Annotated in this window: 21 protein-coding genes; 14 read left to right on the forward strand and 7 right to left on the reverse strand. The window is 46.2% G+C overall.

What is annotated here, in order from left to right; all coding sequences use genetic code 11:
* Window positions 1-9 precede the first annotated feature (9 nt).
* Together GMA8713_RS20705 and GMA8713_RS20710 are read right to left on the reverse strand one after the other, a co-directional pair.
* The gene (locus GMA8713_RS20705; RefSeq protein WP_062713840.1) at window positions 10-681 is read right to left on the reverse strand and encodes an HAD family hydrolase; all 672 of its coding nucleotides are present in this window, start codon (window positions 679-681) and stop codon (window positions 10-12) included.
* Window positions 682-773: 92 nt separating this feature from the next.
* A complete protein-coding gene (locus GMA8713_RS20710) occupies window positions 774-1,418 on the reverse strand; it encodes a hypothetical protein (RefSeq protein WP_232314511.1) in 645 nt (214 codons plus the stop codon).
* 140 nt (window positions 1,419-1,558) lie between these two features.
* Here GMA8713_RS20710 and msrB point away from each other — a divergent pair, with 140 nt between their 5' ends.
* Window positions 1,559-2,005 (forward strand): peptide-methionine (R)-S-oxide reductase MsrB, encoded by a 447-nt coding sequence (gene msrB / locus GMA8713_RS20715; RefSeq protein ID WP_062713882.1) that lies wholly within the window; start codon window positions 1,559-1,561, stop codon window positions 2,003-2,005.
* A gap of 254 nt (window positions 2,006-2,259) precedes the next feature.
* Complete coding sequence (locus tag GMA8713_RS20720; RefSeq protein ID WP_062713842.1) at window positions 2,260-3,639, forward strand: GGDEF domain-containing protein; 1,380 nt, start codon at window positions 2,260-2,262, stop codon at window positions 3,637-3,639.
* Window positions 3,640-3,650: 11 nt separating this feature from the next.
* Here GMA8713_RS20720 and GMA8713_RS20725 read toward each other — a convergent pair whose 3' ends face one another.
* Window positions 3,651-5,042 (reverse strand): class II fumarate hydratase, encoded by a 1,392-nt coding sequence (locus GMA8713_RS20725; protein WP_062713852.1) that lies wholly within the window; start codon window positions 5,040-5,042, stop codon window positions 3,651-3,653.
* 160 nt (window positions 5,043-5,202) lie between these two features.
* On the opposite strand from GMA8713_RS20725, the gene GMA8713_RS20730 reads away from it, so the two are divergent.
* Window positions 5,203-5,475 carry a hypothetical protein gene (locus GMA8713_RS20730; protein WP_062713853.1) on the forward strand — a complete coding sequence of 91 codons (273 nt, stop codon included), beginning with the start codon at window positions 5,203-5,205 and terminating at the stop codon, window positions 5,473-5,475.
* Window positions 5,476-5,553: 78 nt separating this feature from the next.
* Here the strand turns inward: GMA8713_RS20730 and GMA8713_RS20735 are convergent, their stop codons facing one another.
* The gene (locus GMA8713_RS20735; RefSeq protein ID WP_062713854.1) at window positions 5,554-6,018 is read right to left on the reverse strand and encodes a DUF3429 domain-containing protein; all 465 of its coding nucleotides are present in this window, start codon (window positions 6,016-6,018) and stop codon (window positions 5,554-5,556) included.
* Between the two features lie 58 nt (window positions 6,019-6,076).
* Entirely contained in the window at window positions 6,077-6,340 is a 264-nt protein-coding gene (locus GMA8713_RS20740) for a DUF5062 family protein (protein WP_062713884.1), read from the reverse strand.
* A gap of 149 nt (window positions 6,341-6,489) precedes the next feature.
* Here GMA8713_RS20740 and GMA8713_RS20745 point away from each other — a divergent pair, with 149 nt between their 5' ends.
* The gene (locus GMA8713_RS20745) at window positions 6,490-7,017 is read left to right on the forward strand and encodes an ASCH domain-containing protein (protein WP_084387798.1); all 528 of its coding nucleotides are present in this window, start codon (window positions 6,490-6,492) and stop codon (window positions 7,015-7,017) included.
* Here GMA8713_RS20745 and GMA8713_RS20750 read toward each other — a convergent pair.
* The gene (locus tag GMA8713_RS20750) at window positions 6,980-8,197 is read right to left on the reverse strand and encodes a diguanylate cyclase (protein WP_062713856.1); all 1,218 of its coding nucleotides are present in this window, start codon (window positions 8,195-8,197) and stop codon (window positions 6,980-6,982) included. The two genes, GMA8713_RS20745 and GMA8713_RS20750, sit on opposite strands and share 38 nt — an antisense overlap.
* Before the next feature lie 867 nt (window positions 8,198-9,064).
* On the opposite strand from GMA8713_RS20750, the gene GMA8713_RS20760 reads away from it, so the two are divergent.
* The 8 genes from GMA8713_RS20760 to gltS all read left to right on the forward strand — a co-directional run bounded on the left by GMA8713_RS20760 (window position 9,065) and on the right by gltS (window position 16,716).
* Window positions 9,065-9,658: a LysE family translocator gene (locus GMA8713_RS20760; protein ID WP_062713860.1), complete on the forward strand. Its 594-nt coding sequence runs from the start codon at window positions 9,065-9,067 to the stop codon at window positions 9,656-9,658.
* A gap of 19 nt (window positions 9,659-9,677) precedes the next feature.
* On the forward strand, window positions 9,678-10,520 hold the full coding sequence (locus GMA8713_RS20765) for a helix-turn-helix domain-containing protein (RefSeq protein ID WP_062713862.1): 843 nt from the start codon (window positions 9,678-9,680) through the stop codon (window positions 10,518-10,520).
* Window position 10,521: 1 nt separating this feature from the next.
* Window positions 10,522-11,151, forward strand: a complete 630-nt coding sequence (locus tag GMA8713_RS20770; RefSeq protein WP_062713864.1) for a LysE family translocator — start codon at window positions 10,522-10,524, stop codon at window positions 11,149-11,151.
* Between the two features lie 100 nt (window positions 11,152-11,251).
* Entirely contained in the window at window positions 11,252-12,463 is a 1,212-nt protein-coding gene (locus tag GMA8713_RS20775; RefSeq protein WP_062713868.1) for a helix-turn-helix domain-containing protein, read from the forward strand.
* Between the two features lie 111 nt (window positions 12,464-12,574).
* Window positions 12,575-13,906 carry a serine hydrolase domain-containing protein gene (locus GMA8713_RS20780; protein WP_062713870.1) on the forward strand — a complete coding sequence of 444 codons (1,332 nt, stop codon included), beginning with the start codon at window positions 12,575-12,577 and terminating at the stop codon, window positions 13,904-13,906.
* Window positions 13,907-14,129: 223 nt separating this feature from the next.
* On the forward strand, window positions 14,130-14,912 hold the full coding sequence (locus GMA8713_RS20785) for a class I SAM-dependent methyltransferase (protein ID WP_084387799.1): 783 nt from the start codon (window positions 14,130-14,132) through the stop codon (window positions 14,910-14,912).
* Window positions 14,913-14,990: 78 nt separating this feature from the next.
* Window positions 14,991-15,323: a DUF4144 domain-containing protein gene (locus GMA8713_RS20790; RefSeq protein WP_062713872.1), complete on the forward strand. Its 333-nt coding sequence runs from the start codon at window positions 14,991-14,993 to the stop codon at window positions 15,321-15,323.
* A gap of 163 nt (window positions 15,324-15,486) precedes the next feature.
* A complete protein-coding gene (gltS, locus tag GMA8713_RS20795) occupies window positions 15,487-16,716 on the forward strand; it encodes a sodium/glutamate symporter (RefSeq protein ID WP_062713874.1) in 1,230 nt (409 codons plus the stop codon).
* Window positions 16,717-16,786: 70 nt separating this feature from the next.
* On the opposite strand, the gene GMA8713_RS20800 is transcribed toward gltS, so the two are convergent.
* Window positions 16,787-17,335 carry a YbhB/YbcL family Raf kinase inhibitor-like protein gene (locus GMA8713_RS20800; protein ID WP_062713876.1) on the reverse strand — a complete coding sequence of 183 codons (549 nt, stop codon included), beginning with the start codon at window positions 17,333-17,335 and terminating at the stop codon, window positions 16,787-16,789.
* 128 nt (window positions 17,336-17,463) lie between these two features.
* Here GMA8713_RS20800 and yqfB point away from each other — a divergent pair, with 128 nt between their 5' ends.
* Both yqfB and GMA8713_RS20810 read left to right on the forward strand, forming a co-directional pair.
* The gene (gene yqfB / locus GMA8713_RS20805; protein WP_062713888.1) at window positions 17,464-17,784 is read left to right on the forward strand and encodes a N(4)-acetylcytidine aminohydrolase; all 321 of its coding nucleotides are present in this window, start codon (window positions 17,464-17,466) and stop codon (window positions 17,782-17,784) included.
* A 132-nt stretch (window positions 17,785-17,916) separates the two neighbouring features.
* The coding region (locus tag GMA8713_RS20810; protein ID WP_198159441.1) for a transposase domain-containing protein at window positions 17,917-18,327 on the forward strand (411 nt) is incomplete at its 3' end.

The following is an 18,327-nucleotide window of genomic DNA, read 5'->3' on the forward strand; positions in this document are numbered from 1 at the left end:
CTCAAGTCATTATCTGGCCTGCGAACCCCACTTCAATACAGGCCACTGATACTCACCGGCTTTTTTGAATAGCTGACTACAAGGGTTTACCACGTAAACTTCATCGGCAAACAGGCACATAGGTAAGTCATTGATCGAGTCAGAATAGAAACTGACATGGTCAAAGTCATTATCAAGGGTCGCAATCCATTGAGTCAATCGGTGAACCTTACCTTCCCTGAAGGAAGGAATGCCCTCGGTGATTGGCCGGTAACGCCCTTCCTCGACTAACAGATCCAAGCCCATTGAAACTTCAACACCCATCTCCTTTGCAATGGGATGAACCAGAAAAGCCAACGATGCAGAAATAATGATGATGGTTGTCCCTTCGGCTCGCAGCTCCTCAAACCTCTCCATGGCTTCGGGGAAAATATATTCGAGCATTCTTTCCTGCACAAAGCGTTTCGCAAGCGCGTCCACATCGGCTTTAGAAGATAGCAGGAGGGGGGAAAGGCTGTACTTTAGATAATCATCCAATGCTAAAGTACCGGCACAATAGGCATCCATATACTCTTGGTCTTTTTGCAGAAAATCAGGATCAGACACCATGCCCAAGTCGATAAGGTATTGGTGCCATCGAGACATTGAATCGCCTTCTACCAAGGTTTCATCCAAATCGAACACCGCAAGATGTGAAGCCATAGTTATCTCCCTGAAATTCTGACTGATATCACCTGAACTACTATACCCAAACAACCTAAAACAGGGGAAGTAAGCACTAAGGTCTGTTGACCCTAATGAAAGTAAAACTCCGGCGCCAATAGGGAAACTCGGGGCCGAATTGTGGTACCAAACCTTCGTTGGAAGGCTTTTTGGGCTGCTTCGTATTCATCCACCACTTCCAGGGCGACAATCTGGTCAAACTCATCGATATAAAGTCTCAGATTGCCAATGTAGATGGCTTTGTCATCCGCACGTATCAGAAACTTCATTATTTCCGGTAGCGGCAAAGGAATATAAACAAGCTCGTCATCTTCTTCAAAGGAACGCTCTAAATCTAACAAACGCATAGTTTGACGCGGCACAGCAAAATAGAAGGCATCATCCCAGTCTGCCAGCAGACCTAAACGCTCGCCTGTTTCTCCCGCTACCGCAGAAAGCCACAAAAGAGCTCGCTCATCGGCGAAAGGCTCAAAAGTATCAGTCTCTTGCTTAAGATCCTGCCCAATCACGGCGGGGATAATAGATATTTTCCCCAACACCATGACCTCATCATCTTTGATCTGAGAAAAATCTATCCACGTATCTGACCTAGTGTTATCGGACGCGCAACCAGAGAGCAGCAATAGCGGCAACACCAGCCATGCCAAGCCTCGAAGCCGCATGGTATAAGCCAGCATCGGTGATAGCAGCGTTAAAGTGCGTTGTTCTAAAGCCATGGTTCAACATTAGTACACAGACCAAAACGCAGCCTAATCGGTGAGGTGAAATTAATTTCTTGAACTTGCGGTCAATGACTCCACCAACACGGACTTTCTCTATGTTGGTGACTGTATTAACCAAGATTGAGGTAAAGAGTATGCTTAACTGGGATTCTTTGATTACTACTGCCAAAAATGGCAACCCTGTTCCACCACGCCGGGTTGAAAAATCAGAGGTAGAGTGGCAGGCCGAGCTAAGCCAAGAGCAGTTTTACGTGACCCGTAAACACGGTACCGAACGCCCTTTCAGCTCGGAAATGTGTGGGCTGTTTGAACCTGGCGTTTATGCTTGCGTCTGCTGCGGCGAACGCTTGTTCAATGCAAACGAAAAGTTCGACTCCGGCACGGGCTGGCCTTCCTTTACCGCACCACTCGAAGAAAACGTTGTCGCTTACAACATGGATATTTCCCATGGAATGACACGTGTCGAAGTAACCTGTAATGTGTGCGATGCACACCTTGGACATGTGTTCCCCGATGGTCCGTTACCTACCCGTCTCCGCTACTGCATAAACGCCATGGCACTAGCTAAAGAAAAGATGTAACAGAGTAGCAACCGTCGATGCAGGGCGCCCCTCCTGGACGCCCTTTCGATATGTCAACCATACTGGGGACATATGTATAACTTTACAGATAGTATAAGTTCCAAGTCAAAAAAAACCTCACGAATCAAAGTGTTTTTCTGTAAATCACACAATAACAGCCCAATAATTCCTATACTTAGTCGAATTTATTGCACTACCCGTTCAATTGGCGAATGCGGTATTGCGGGCCAACTTGACACTGGAGTAGTCACTTCATGGCACGAGGTTCGACGGCGTGGTCAGCAGTCGTAACACTGATTTTCTTTCTGGCATCTTTTGCTGGGACGACGCCGTTTAATCTTCACGACGCCAATATCGCTCAGGTCAGCATTGCCTCTGGCATCGGAATGATAGGTTGCCTTTACGGGGGCATTCGCACCCTCTTTTCTCTCATCTTTGCTTCCACAATGGCCTTCGGGTTAGCAATTTACAACTGGGACCCAACCGCATCGCTTGTTCCTGCTCTTATCACCGGCGCAATCATGCCTCTTGCCTGCTACCTCTCTGCACAGGTTTGGAAAAACTTGTTTAGTCACAGTGGGGTAAGGTTCGAAACCCTCAAACACTATGTGTTACAGATCTGTATACTGCCTGGCTTCCTTTTATCCTTGGTGACGGCTTCAGACTCACTTTATGGCGGCTATACCGGAGAAGGTGGGTACTTTTACGATCTCTATGAACTCACGTCTACGTATGCCTTGGGCATTCTTCTGGTCGCACCTTTTTATCAACTATGGAGACTGGAAGAGGACCCCTTTCGTCAATTCTCCCGCAATGCCATTTTGAACATTATCCTCTACCTTACGCTAACTATTCTCGCCTTTGTCGGCGGTGCACCGGGGTTGATTTTCGTAGCGCCTGTTATCCCTGTCATCCTTTCATTCAAAGGCGATGAGCTCGCCTCTCTTGCCGCCTTATTTGGTATGGGTATCATTGTAACCATGATTGCTCCATACAATTTAGGCCCCTTTAATTTACCCAATAAAGTGGAGGGCCACGCATCGCTGCTCACCTATGTTTTGATGAGTGTGATTACCCCCCTCGCCATTGGACTCCATGTCCGACGCTTGAATGTGGTTTCACGCTCGAGGGACAAATGGCAATCTAAGGCGCGAACAGACCAGCTGACAGGATTGCCAAACCGCTATGCCTTTTTCCCGGAGCTCACCAAGCAATTTGAGCATGCATCCAAGGGAGGAAAGAAACTGGTGGTGGCCATGATTGATGTTGACCATTTCAAGATGGTCAACGATTCCTACGGCCATGCAGCTGGCGATGTAGTATTGATGGATATCGCCTTGATGATGCAGGAAGAAATGAGGGATTCAGATTTACTGGCTCGGGTTGGTGGCGAGGAGTTTGCCATTCTGTTTCCCGGCGCGAATGAGGCACAAGCCTTAAAAGCACTAGAACGCCTACGGATCCGCTGCGAATCCCACATATCACGATATCAGGAGGTTGAGCTCAGCGTTACCATCAGTATCGGCGCTGCTGTGTTTAAGGCATCCGAGACAAAAGATGCCTTACTCGGCCGGGCAGACAGCCTACTCTATCAAGCCAAAGAAGACGGCAGAAACCGCACCATCATTTCCTAATAAATACTTCCTTAGCGGTCAGCAATCCCCCCACGCGTTAACAGGGCTGGATTCATCAATGCTTCCAACTTTGCCCGCGATAAATCGGTTTCTTCCTCAGCAACATCTATGATGGGGCGATTTTCCACATACGCTTTCTTCGCAATCACCGCAGCTTTGGCATAACCAATCACGGGGTTTAATGCGGTGACCAGAATCGGGTTTTTCACCAGTGCTGCTTCGACGACCTTTTCTCGCACTTTAAAGCTGGAAATCGCATTTACCGCCAGCATGGTCAAGCCGTTTGAAAGCAAATTAATGCTCTCCAACAATTTGTCGGCCACCAACGGCAACATGACATTGAGCTCGAAATTACCAGACTGTCCAGCAAGGCCAAGTGTGGCATCATTACCCATCACCTGTGCAGCTACCATAGCGGTTGACTCTGGGACTACCGGGTTCACTTTCCCCGGCATAATTGACGAGCCGGGTTGTAACCCTTCAAGCTCAATCTCCCCTAACCCTGCCAAGGGGCCTGAATTCATCCAGCGTAAGTCATTACTCACTTTCATCAGTGCAACAGCGAGATTCCGAAGCTGACCGGAAAGCGCGACCACAGCATCCAGACTGCCCATGGCATTGAAAGGATGAGGGTTGGTTTCAAAGCTCACACCTGTGAGTGCTGACACTTCTGTGGCAAACAAAGCGGCAAATTGTGGATGGGCGTTTACTCCTGTCCCTACAGCTGTCCCACCCTGCGCCAATTTCTTCATCCCTTTCAGGCCAAAAACAATGCCTTCGTAGCAACTTTCGAATTGACGACGCCAAGCCTCCAGTTCTTGTCCAAATGTCACGGGCATCGCATCCATTAAGTGTGTCCGCCCGGTTTTCACAATGTGACCAACCTCCTCTTCTTTGGCATTGATAGCCTCTAACAACACTGTGATGGCGGGCAGTAACCGGCTTTCTATTTCAACAACAGAGCTGATCTGAATCGCGGAGGGAATGGAGTCGTTACTACTCTGGCTCATATTGACATGATCGTTCGCCCCAACGGCAACGCCGCACTTTATAGCCGCCAACGTCGCAATGACCTCATTCATATTCATGTTGGAGCTGGTGCCAGAGCCTGTCTGATAAATATCAACTGGGAAGTGATGCAGATGATCGCCTGCGATCACTTCGTCACAGCTTTCGGTAATGGCTTGAGCGATCTGCGGATCGAGTAAACCCAGACTACTGTTAACACTGGCGGCGCAGTATTTCACCATCGCCAACGCGCGGATGAATGGCACAGGCATAGTGCGTCCACTCACGGAGAAATTGTTCACGGCACGTTGAGTCTGAGCCTGATAAAGTGCGTGTTGCGGCACTTCCACCACACCCATACTATCCCGCTCTGTGCGGGTATCATTTTTCTTCATTGCGGTACCCCTGCAGGCTGTCTCTCCCACTTCCAGTATGACTGCTAAATGGAAATTTACTGTCTCACTGATTCTTACTGACGATGGAAACCCCTGTGAAAGACACATTATTTCGCTTAACATACGCCGTAATTTCGACTCCGATGCAAGGCGTATAACCATGAATGATGACGATATCCTGACCAGTGAAAACCTGATTGAGATCGTTGAAAACCAGTTAACAGACAACAACCCAAAAAAAGTGAAGGAAACGCTGATGCGCCTTCGCATGACGGGTTCGACTCAGGAAGAGGCGCTGGAGTACATTGCCTGTGCACTGATGGTTGAGATTTATGATGTCGCAAAAGGTGAAGGCGAGTTTAATCTCAAGCGCTACGAGGAACATCTGGATATGTTGCCAGAAATGCCTTGGCAGGATGATCTGGAAGACTAATTTCTTTTCGCAGAGCACATCGCACGAAAAAAGCGCCCTCTGGCGCTTTTATCTTTTGGGGCGTTACAAAAATAATTGTTATACCTGCTTCATGGGCGCCGAAATCGCAATGAAGTCATTCAGCCAGTACAACAAGAATAGGTGGCAGACTATAACCACTGCGGTTAACATCGCACGCATCATGGTATACCAGAAGGGATAAATACCCTTGAACATCAGCACCACTTCAAGAATGAACAATGCCGCAAAGGAAACAATCAACAGGTAGAAGGAATATGGCATTGGCATGAGCAATGCTGCGACCGCTACCAGAGAAAATACAATTCCTACTGTTAAACCATTATTAGGTTTGTCTGACCTTGCCCCACTGATCGTCATGCCCCACACCGCACCCGAGAGAAACGCCAGAATCATCGCACTGTAGCTGTTGAAGGCATACACCAAACCTTGCTGCCAGGCGTCTGGCCAGAGTGGAAGTAGAATACCGAAAGCGATAAACGGGATCAGTCCCAATGCACCGTATATCAACGCTGTTTTCTTCATAATTGGCTCACTATTTCTATCTCATGCTTCCCGCTACGCATCATGAGGGGTAAACCGATCAGTCTTGAAGCAAAGGATGGTTGTCAGGAAGCTGTTTATGAATCCAGAGCACTAGCTTGTGCTTCATGTTAGGACCATCCTCTTTGTCTGTTGCCAGAGGGGTCAAGACTTTGTCTTCTACTAACAACCTGTAGATACACTCTATTTTCACTTTATTGGATGTCCCTTCATCGAAGGTCGCAAAACCACGTTTTGCTGCATATTGCTCACCAATCTGAAGCGCCTTTTTTAGCAATTGTGCCTCATGCTTTATTTTTTTCATGGTGTTACCCCAGTTGTTGTTTTCGCCAGCATAGCAGAGCAGAAGGAAACTCGATGTGACCATATCCAAGAGAAAGCCAATAAAGTCATGACTATTCAAAGCACTGATGTCAAAATATAGGCCCCTCCGATAAGAATAATAGACATACCATGGATGCACGATCTCAAGACTATCTCAACACATTTCTAGCCACTCTTTCCCCAGAAAAACGGGCCAGCTACACCAGCTTTACTGCGGACTATTTCTGCGCTGACGAATATAACGCCAATGTCTGTGCGCAACTGATAAAAAAAGGCGAAAAAAGAGCAAGTTGCAGTATGGAGCTTTGGTACAGTCAAGAAGGAGAAGAGCATCCTCAGGTTGGACATTTGCATGTGGTCACCGACTGGCATGGCGACCCTCACTGCATTATCGAAATCACCGATGTATCACATTGCCCGTTTAACAAAGTGACTCCTGAGTTCGCGGCATCAGAAGGTGAAGGGGACAAAAGCTATGAATGGTGGCGCAAGGCCCACTGGGACTTTTTCAGCAAAGAATGCGAAGAACTGGGCGTCGAAATGAAAGAGGATATGCTTTTGGTACTTGAGAGGTTTGAGGTGGCTTATGACGCTGAGCAAAACTGTCTGGTTCAACCCACTATTGATAAACCGTCTGGTTGCGGCCATTCCCTTTAGCTTCATACAAGCGATCGTCTGCGATTTTGATTTGCTGGTCCAGATTACCTTCAATATTTGATACACCGATACTAATGGTCACTTGTATGGTCTGTTCCTGGTGCGGAATTGGCGTTCTTTCCACGCGCTGGCGCATCTTTTCAAGGCAAGTAACAAAGTCTTCATAGTTTCCATCAGCTTTGATACAAAACTCTTCTCCTCCAAAGCGTGCAATAACATCATTCGGGAAGTAGATTTTAAGGATGTTCGCCACCATCACAATGGTCGCATCGCCCACATCATGCCCGTAGTTGTCATTTACCTTTTTAAAGAAGTCGATATCCAACATAGCAATGTTCCGCTTTCTCTCGGCACCACCACAGGCATCACCGAACAAAAAGCGGCGGTTCCACAGGCCGGTAAGCGCATCTTGATTCGCCATACGAAACAATTCAGTGCTGGCCTCTTTCATCTCCAGAATTTGGTGAACCCGGCAATAGAACTCTTCCTGATTAAAGGGCTTATTCAGAAAATCATTAGCACCGGCTTTCAAGAAACGGGCAGTTATCGTATTGGCATCACTGCCGGAAATACCAAGAATCGCTAGTTGGTTCTTATCTATCTTCTGGCGCAATTCATGAATCATGGTAATACCGTCTTTCACCGGCATATCGTGATCTGTCAGCACAAGCGTGATGTCAGGATTTTTTTCAATTATCTCTATGGCTTCCTGACCGTTTTCTGCCTGTAATGTTCGGATATATTGATGCTCTAACAGTTGTACAACGTGGCGACGAACTGTCATAGAGTCGTCCACCACCAAGCATTTATGGTATTGGTTGTTGGTTAGGCGTTTAATAAGCGGTAGAAGATAAGAAACTGATACCATGCTGTCTTTCAGGATATAATCAAGTACCCCTTTAGCTAGCATTTTCTCGCGTATATCTTCTTGGAACATCGCCGTCAGAACGATCACTTTTTCTTTTTGACGCAACAATAAATCGATTATTTCACCGTCCTGCGCATCCGGCAGACAGAAGTCCAATACTGCACACAACAACTCCGGTTTTGAAGATAAAATGTGCTCAGCCTCTTCATAGCTAGCCGCCAGAAGTACTTCATAGTCCGCTTGCGTTAAAATTTGGTTCAAGTAATTTCGGAAAGCGCGGCTGTCTTCCACAACCAATATTTTCTTGCTCAAGGATTAACCCTTAATTGCCTAATGTTAACTTATTTATACAATAGCTAACTATTTATACATTGTTATCAAATTTTGTTACTACATTGATATAGATCTCTTATCTAAACCTCTCTTCATCATCGTTAAAAATATAATCAATTAATTGCACTTCGTTTTATTTTATATCATGCAAATGGATAATAAAGTCAAATAAAACAATAATTTAATGCCAATTCTAAATAGGTTCAGTGATTTAGGTGACAGATTCAGCTCTCCAAAGCTGCAATTTGAAGGGCACTTTAATACCGTAAAAAAATCTGATTTTGCAGTATTAAAAATGAGACCTTTTGTATTGATTTCTTACATCGAAAAGCGGAGGAGTATCCAATATTTATGTGTATACGAATGGACAATTCATTTATTCAAAAGTGATAATGCTATACTGGCTAATAACAAAATCGTTGAAAGCCCATGATAAGTATACCCATTTAAAGTTAGAGGATGTTGGTATGACACTCGGTCTTACCATGATTATATTTCTGGCGTGTATCGTGTTACTGGCGATAGGTGTAGTTTTTTCCCGTAAGCCAATCAAGAGTATATGTTGCGCTTCTTCTGAGCTTGATAAAGACAAATCTTCCTGTGCCGCCACTTCAGCTGAGGCCAAAGACTAAAATCAGCAAAAAGGTGAATCACCTGACAAACCTGTTCCGTTAGACGCACTCTAACAAACCTATCGCGTTCAGCAGTAATTTTTTATCTCCACTTTTAGGAACTTCACTGGCAAGTATTCGCAGACTATTCACCCTTAATGCTATTGCCGCAATATCGTTCAATAACTTCCCTTCTGGCTTTGCTAACGTCTTCTTCATCAGAAAGGAGAAAGCAATGAACAGTCTGATTCTGGCGATGACCACCTTTGCCTTTGTCGGTGCCGTCACACCCGGCCCAGTGAATATTCTCGCCACCAGCACGGCGATCACCCAAGGGCTAAAAGAAGCCATTAAACACGTTATCGCGGCTTCGCTGGCGTATGCCTTGGTAGTGATTCTGTGTGGTGGGGTGATGCAAAGTTTGCTGTCGTTGATCCCTTCGCTGGAAACCACCATGCAGCTCCTTGGCAGCGTATTTCTTTTGTATCTTGCCTACAAAATTTTCACGGCACCTGTCTCCGCCATTGAGAAAAACGCACAGACGCAATCAGGTTGGTGGACAGGTTCCATCACCCAGCTTCTCAATCCAAAGGCGTGGTTATATGCTCTTTCCGGCGTGAGCATTTATGTGGTTGGCAGGGAAAACGAAGTGTATTGGCTGGGGATGTATACTTTCGTTTCTTTGCTGGTTTGTCTGATTAGCATCGGCTTTTGGGCTGTGCTTGGACATATTTTGTCCAGCAAGCTTGAAAACCCTGCTCATCAGCGCCAATTTAATAGAGTGATGGCGATTGTATTGGCACTGTCTGTCGCGGCAATTTGGATTTAATTAGGGCCTGGGGCGAGCAATGAAAAAGGACACCACCACACAGTTCAAACAAAGCACGCTGTTGCCTTGGGTGGAAATGCGCGTCGCCAATCAAAGCCGCGCCTGTTATGAAGCCCACTCCCATGATGAGTTTTCATTCGGCATTATTGAGCAAGGCCATTCTGACTATAAAAACCGTCATCGCGTGAATGATGTTCGCGTTGGCGATATCGTCACCATTAATCCCGCTGATGTGCATTCCTGCAATCCAAAGGGCAACACCTGGTCATACAGCATGTTGTTTGTCGATACGCTAAAAATGGGCGAAATCCAACGGGACATCCTCCAACATGCACACCGTGGTTACAGTCAGGACTACACGCCTTTCAAAAACGATTTGGAACGCAGTCCGCTCATTCAAGCTCATTTTCTAGCGTTATTGGAAGCATTGATAGATGACAACAGCCCACTAAAGGCACAGGTGGCATTTTACGACTTTATTGAATCCAGCTTTTGGCAGCACAAATTGAGCGCAGAGAAAACTCAGCGCGAAGGGGATGTTCTGAGAGTCAGGGAAAAAATGCTGGATGAGCTCACCGAGATCCATCAACTCGACAGTTTGGCAGAAGAAGCGGGAATGAGCCGCTATCAATTAATTCGAGCATTCAGACAGCGTTTTGGTCTGCCGCCCCACGCTTACCTGATGGATGAAAAAATCAAGCGCGCGAAAGTGCTGCTTCGTGAAGGGAAGGAAATTTCAGAAGTGGCTTTCGAACTCGGCTTTTCCGATCAGGCGCATTTTCAGCGCCACTTCAAAAAGAAACTGGCAGTGACACCCAAATTCTATCAATCACATTTTATCGAACACAGGTCATCCCACTGATATGGAAATCCAAACCTTATTACTTTTTGTGGTGGCTTCGCTTTCTATCAATCTGATCCCTGGTCAGGATGTGGTTTATATCGTGTCCAACACCATGGCAGGAAAACTAAAGATGGGGCTTCGCGCCGCGACAGGGTTAGGTGTAGGGTACTTCGTGCATACCTTCGCAGCAGTATTTGGTCTTTCGGCGATTATCGTCAATTCCGCTGTCGCCTTTGTGGCGGTGAAGTATTTGGGAGCGGCTTACCTTTTGTATTTAGGTATTTGTGCGCTGAGAAACTTCTTGTCTGGCAATTCGAAGATCATTATCAGCGCTTCCGATGCAGGCAATAACGTCAATGTTTTCAAACAAGGCGTGATGGTGGCAGTGTTGAACCCCAAAGTCGCATTGTTCTTCCTGTCATTTCTTCCCCAGTTCATTGACCCGACAGCGGCCTCACCTGAATCTCAGCTTCTGGTTCTTGGTGTCGTCTTCTGCATCACCGCCACGCTTTGCAACCTCTCGTATGCCATTTTGGGAAGCTGGTTGTTCTCGTCGGCAAAATCCCAACGATTCTCGCGTGTGATTGAAGGGACTTCAGGTGTTATGTTGATCGGTTTGGCTGGGAAGATAGCACTCAGTAGAGATTAGAACCCTTAGTCATTTGGGTATACTCAAATGCTGGCATTGATTTGATTTAGGTATAAACTCCAATGCTCTCAATAAAAGAATAATAAATTGGGTTATTTCAATGTCATGGATTGAAGTTGCAACACTATTTGGCGTGATTCAAAGTGGTTTGTTGGCTGTGTTATTTCTTTCGCACAACCAGCTTGGTGCTTCACGAAAGTGGCTGGCCGCGATGAGTTTTGCACTGGCTTTAGTGCTATTGGACAGTTTCAGTTACCAAAGAGATTTGCACACTGAATATCCACACATCCTTGGATTAGTATTTCCCCTAAGTTTGGTTTTTTCACCTTTGGTGTATGGCTATATCAGCCACCTCCTGCGCAAGCAAATAGACCGAGCCTATTTTTGGCATTTCTCTCCTTTTGTTCTGTCTTTAATACTACTCATCCCTTTTTACTTTCAGTCATCTGCGAATAAGGCGGCGTTACTCACGGGCAGCTCTGCTGAGCTTACCCCCTGGTATTTGACTCCTGGTGTGGCGTTCGTCGTATTGGCAGCCATTATTCAAGGACAGGTGTACCTGTGGTTATGTGTAAAAGCCACGTTACGCACAATAAACGCACTCAAGGGTTACTACTCTTCCCCATCAAAAATCACCCTAACGTGGACAATTGCGCTTCAACTGGCACTGTTTCTGTTCTGGACACTTGATGTTGTCTATCTCATTCTGGACAGCGCAGGAGTGACCGGTTTTCCTATCAATCAGATCAGCGATCTGATGCTGTTGTTTATCGTTACCGTGTTAACAGTGTTGGGATTCCAGAAAAAGACACTCTTCGAACCTTTGATCCAGCAACCCGAAGCCAGATCGGTGGAAAATAATCCAGCCCAGGAAATCCCGCAGGTCAGCGATGAAACAAAATCCCCGGGGTCAGAAAAAGGCAAAGCAAAATATGAAAAATCGTCATTGACGGCTGCTCTTGCAGAAGTGCTGTTCACAGAGATTTCACAGCACATGGAATCACATCAGAGTTATCTTGATTCCGAACTGTCATTAAAGCAGCTTGCAGAAGAAACTGGCCATTCGCTCCACAATGTTTCGCAGGCAATCAACCAACACCAACAACTGAACTTCTTCGATTTCGTCAATCAGTACCGTGTGGAAGTGGTAAAAGCACAGCTTATTTCTCATCCCGCCATGCCTATTATCGACATTGGTTTACATTCGGGATTTAACTCCAAATCTGCCTTTTATACCGCCTTCCGAAAACACACTGGCATGACCCCAAGCCAATTCCGACACCTAGGCCTCACCAATGGGGTAAAGGTTTAAGCCGCCAGTTCTAAAGGCTTTTTCCTTTTGTCCTGTCCTATCGGGCGGCACTTGTCGCCCACTTACAGCACTTAGTCTCTGTGTTTTCGACACAACAAAAGGACTAGGTTTATGCGCACGCTAAATGAGCTGTTTCCGAGAAAACAGTCGCGTCATGAAATGCTCAAATTCACCCGTTGGATGATGTTATTAACCGTTGGTTTATTGGCTGGATGTGGTGATTCCGATGACATTGATACCTCAGGTATTGATGTTGACGTGTTTTTGGAAGGCCGTGCCAATATAGAGTTTGAAAAGTTGTTTGACCGTTTGGAGGAAGAAAACAACATTGAAAATGCCATTCTCTTGGTCGATGTTCCAAAGCATGGATACCGAATGCATAAATCCATGGGAATCGGCAACACACGTACCAACACACCTCTTCGACCTGACCAGAATTTCCGTACCGGTAGCGTCACCAAATTGCTTACTGCGATCAGAGTCTTGCAACTCGTCGAACAAAACAAGCTTAGCCTCGACCAACCAATTGGAGAAATCCTGTCTGATACTGATATGCCTTCAGGTGAATCCGTTTCGGGATTAAGTGTCTATCATGGGCAAGCTATCGGCGCTCAAATTACGGTGCGGCAGTTACTCAGCCACCGTTCGGGTATACATGATTATCTTTTCGGAGAAGGTTCAGGTATGACTCTCGCTGAAAAGATAGTTCTGGATGCGACAAGCGTGCTTCCCAGTGGCATATCGAAACAACAATGGACACCTGCTACCTTGCTGGCATATTTCTTTCAAAACAATATGGGAAATATGCCCTACGGCGCCCCGAACACTGAGTTTTTCTACACGGATTCGAACTACTTGTTGTTGGGCTTGATTATCGAGAAAGTCACCGGTATGTCGCTCGCTGAAAATTACCGGACTGGAATATACAGCCCTGCAGGTATGATAGGTTCGTATCTGGAGTGGTATGAGCCAGCCCAATCTGAACCGCCTGCTGATCATTATCTTGACGCCAGTCGGGATGGACTAGGTAATCTAAACATCGTTGATCTTGGGATCAACACCTCCACCGATTGGGGCGGAGGCGGTGTTGTCACTAACGCTGATATGTTGAGACATCTTCTAACAGCGCTTTATAGCGGTAAGCTTTTCACCCATTCAGATTCTCTGCAAAGCATGATGTCGTTCTTGCCCACGACCTTTCCCACCACCGATTATCTGACCCAATACAACTACGGTTTAGGGCTCACTGAACGGGTTTATCAGCTCGATAAATTTCGTAAAGTAAAATTCTATGGTCATGATGGCTTCTGGGGCATTTACGCTTACTACGAGCCAAAGACAAAAACCAGCATTGCTCTGATGCTCAACCAAGCAATTACTGATGATCATTGGATTGGCGATGTGGTTAGAGTTTTGGATAAAGCAAAGCTGTTTGGTTTGTAATTTTCTCAGTGAATAGACGAAAAGCAAAAAGGCCAGCAGTTTACTGTTGGCCTTTGTCTGCTCTCTTCCCTTAGTCACCGTTAAATAGGTTGGCGCAGAGTGTCGCTGCAATTGAAGCTGAGAAGCATATCCAGTTTATGAATGATTATCTGGCGCTGCTTGGCGAAGGGATATAGGGTCAGTCCAGATTTGTTTTCGAAAACCACATTAATGGTGAACAGCGATGGAATTGGATTATTTGAGCCTCAACAAAGAAGCGTGGAATAAGCGAACGTCAGTTCACATTGAATCAAAGTTCTATGATGTTGAAGCATTCAAACAGGGCAAATCTTCACTCAATGCCATCGAACTCGAACAAGTCGGAAACGTAGAAGGTAAATCCCTTCTCCATCTCCAATGTCACTTTGGCCAGGATACCCTTTCCTGGGCGCGTTTAGGCGCAAAAGTCACTGGCGTAGACCTGTCTCCTGCTGCGATTGAACAAGCCCAATGCCTCAGTCGCGATTTGGGCCTCGAAGCAAGGTTTATTGAAAGCGATATCTACGAATTTGGGGAGAGCAACACAGAGCAATACGATCTCGTTTTCACCTCTTACGGTGTCCTTTGTTGGCTACCGGATCTATCGCGCTGGGCAAAGACAGTCGCAGGTGCACTGAAAGTGGGTGGGGAGTTCCACATCGTCGAGTTCCATACGTTTAATGACCTACTCTACGGTTACTCCTACTTTCCAAGTGCGGAACCGGATATTGAAGAGGAAGGCACTTACACAGAAAACTGTGATGGCACCACATCGACCATGGCTACCTGGCCACATCCACTCAGCGAAGTCATCAATGCGCTGATTCAGGCAGGCCTTCGAATTGATGCTTTTGCTGAGTATCCATACAGCCCTTATAACTGCTTCGAAGGTTTGGAGTATGTAGAGCAAAAAGGCTATCAATTGCTTCACAAAGGTCAGCAAGTGCCATTGCTATATGCCATCAAAGCCACGAAAGACGGTCACTGATTGCCCAGAAACGGTTGTCAGCAAACCAATGATGGGTGTTTAATTCGCTGGTCATTATAAATGCAAAGAGAAACAACAATGTCCTCTACCCCAGTTTGGCCCGCTATTCTGAAACTCGAAGGTGACGACGAACTGATTTTTATTGCCAGTCAAAGCCAGCTTGAAGGTGAAGTAACAGATATGATTTTCAGCAACGAAGATATTCTGATTGATTCCGAAGGTGCCAGCTTTTTACTGTCGATGGAAAACCGACAAATTTCACTCTTTCGGCACACTCAGCGCTTCAATGCCGCCGAGGTTTCTGGCCTGATTCAAGCCCATGAGTTTTGCAAAGCAGAGGTTTGCCTGACCAAAATTCATTTCCCCACTGTGAGGGAGGCCATTGCAGCGTTAGCGCTATTCAAGCGATGAGTACTCTCGATGAAAACAGACATGCTCTGTGTGAGATCCACCGCAATTGATCTGCGTATCCTCAGTCATTTACGCTTACAACCCCATCACGACTGTTCCTTGTCATAACCCTATGTTTAGCTAGCTTCACTCGACACTAAAAACAACGATTGGGTGAGATAACGTGGAATTCCTGCTTGAACAAAACCTGATTCAGGTAAGCTCTTTTTTCGCCGTAACGCTCGGCATTTTGGTTCTGTTTATCGGACGTAGATTGAACCAGGCCATCCCTGTATTAAAAGAGTTCAGCATTCCTGAACCTGTTACTGGCGGCATCCTTTTTTCTGTGTTGTTTTCACTTTTTTATGCCTTCACAAGTATCGAAATTTCTTTCAATCTCGTCGCAAGGGACATATTGCTGGTCTATTTCTTTACCACTATCGGCATCAACTCCAGCCTTGGTGATTTGATGAAAGGCGGACGCCCACTGGTGATTCTTCTGCTCATCACAACTGGCTATATGGTGGTGCAGAATCTGACGGGGATTACTGTTGCGGGGCTGTTTGGTCTTGAATCGCCTGTTGGTTTGTTAGGTGGAAGCGTTTCCCTGATTGGCGGACATGGCACAGCGATCGCTTGGTCGCCAAGAATTGCTGAGGAATACGGTATTTCCAATGCTATGGAAATTGGTATCGCCAGCGCCACCTTTGGCCTTATCCTTGCCAGCTTAATGGGTGGCCCCATTGCCAAATTCCTTATTCAAAAGCACCAGCTAAAACCGCAAACCGTTGAACCTTTAGATATCGGCTCAGAAGAAAACCAAGCGCCAAAGCAAATCAACAGCTTCGATTTCCTTGATGCCGTTCTTGCGATTCATATCTGTATCATTCTGGGTTTTGTTATTAATGAAGGAATCTCGGAGCTTGGTCTTCAACTACCGCTGTTCGTCAGTTGCTTGTTTGCAGGCATCATCATGACCAATCTCGTTCCCAAGTCTTTTCCAAGACTTACAGGCACGCAATGGCCATCGCGCAAGCCTGCCGTTGCTTTACTGGCAGACATTTCACTCGGTACGTTTCTCGCGATGTCTTTGATGAGCATGCAACTTTGGACGCTTATCGACTTAGCCGGCCCTATATTTACCATTCTTGCCGCACAATTCCTTGTTGCTGTATTGATCAATATTTATGTGGTGTTCCCAGCCATGGGTAAGAATTTTGATGCTGCAGTGATTTGTAGTGGCTTTGGCGGTATCTCGCTGGGTTCCACGCCAACCGCAATGGCGAACATGTCAGCAGTATCTCAGCGCTACGGTAACTCGCATTTGGCATTCATTATCGTGCCTTTGGTGTGTGCTTTCTTTATCGATTTGGTTAACGCACTGATGATTCCATTCTTCTTGGCGAACTTCTAATTGGTTTAAATTGGCACTTGGACCAAGTGCCAATCCTCGTCATCTCGTGTTTTATTTCGTTACCCTCTTTTCAATCTCTCGCATTCGTTGGCGCAATAAGTTGTGCTTCTCCAATTCGGTGCTGAAGGATGTTATACCCAGCCAATGCTGGAGAGCCTTCAGCAGGAACATCCAGTTTCTCCACATCTAACGCAAAGACTGTGATCTGGTAGTTATGCTTGGATGCTTTGGGTGGAGGACATGCCCCGCCAAAGCCAACAAAACCGAAATCATTTCGCTGCATCTGTGCGCCTTTAGGCATTTGGCCACCGCCTTTCTGCCCAGCATTCAACTTCAAATACTGCACATCAGCAGGGATATTTATCATTACCCAATGCCACCAGCCACTGCCCGTTGGTGCATCTGGGTCATACATGGTGACAGCGTAGCTTTTCGTGCCTTCAGGTGGGTCTACCCACTTCAACTCTGGTGAATGATTGTTGCCTTTGCACCCCCATCCATCGAATATTTGTCCTTTTTTCAAGGACTCTCCTTCCGTGACCTGCGGGCTCGTTAACGTCATAGCTGACACATTCACTGCAGTGATCAGCGAGAAAAGTGCAATCATCTTGGGATTCATTGTCGTGTCCTTTCTAACATGATGAAATCCAAGTATTGCTGGGTATCGCAATGGCGATTGTTTTCTTTGTGAGAAGCAAAAACGCGAATATACTCCGACCTCCTTTATCAAGTATTGCAGGTTCGACTGTGGATCAGGCTCCAAACAAAATCACCTTCTTCGAATGGCTGACGCCACTTGTCGCGTCGGGTAAGAAAACCATCACTATTCGCGACGAATCGGAAAGTCATTATGTGCCGGGAACGCGTGTCGATGTTCATACGCTGGAGAAGGACGAGTACGTTTGCCAGATTGATATCGTGTCAGTGGAAAAAATTGGTTTTGATGACATCAACGAAGAGCACGCTGCTCAGGAGTTCATTCCGCTGGAAGAATTAAAGCCATTGATCCGCGAAATCTACCCAAACGATCAAGATTTCTATGTGATCACCTATACGCTGGTCGCCTAACTTCTGGCAAACGATGATATGTAAAGGCCACCTGAAGAGGTTAACACCGATCAGTTAAGGCATTGATCAGTTGAACGATCCTACAGATGGTTAACAATACCCTCAGTACACTAATTGCTGAGGGTATTTTTTATGTTGGCTCACTGGCTGATTGATGTCGATACGTTTGCTGCACCCGAATCAATGGCCCTCTTCCAAAAAGAACTCCCGCTCGAATGGATAGAGCAAGCCCTTGATTCGACCAACAAAGCCAGTATGAGACGGCGTAAGTTACCCGCCGAACTTGTCGTTTGGTTGATTGTCGGTATTGGCTTGTATCGGGATAAACCCATCACGGAAGTTTTAGATAAATTAGACCTCAAGCTTTCCAACCACTTAGGGGATTCTGTTGCACCAAGTGCTATCCCTCAAGCGAGAAAGCGCCTCACCGCCCAACCTTTGGAAGCGCTTTTTAAACTGACAGCAGCCCATTGGACCCAGCAGGAAGATAGCGATGACAAATGGTTTGGCCTAAGTTTACTTTCAGTCGACGGCACTCAGTTC

The sequence above is a fragment of the Grimontia marina genome (genome assembly GCF_900060185.1).
Classification (GTDB): Bacteria; Pseudomonadota; Gammaproteobacteria; order Enterobacterales; family Vibrionaceae; genus Enterovibrio; species Enterovibrio marinus.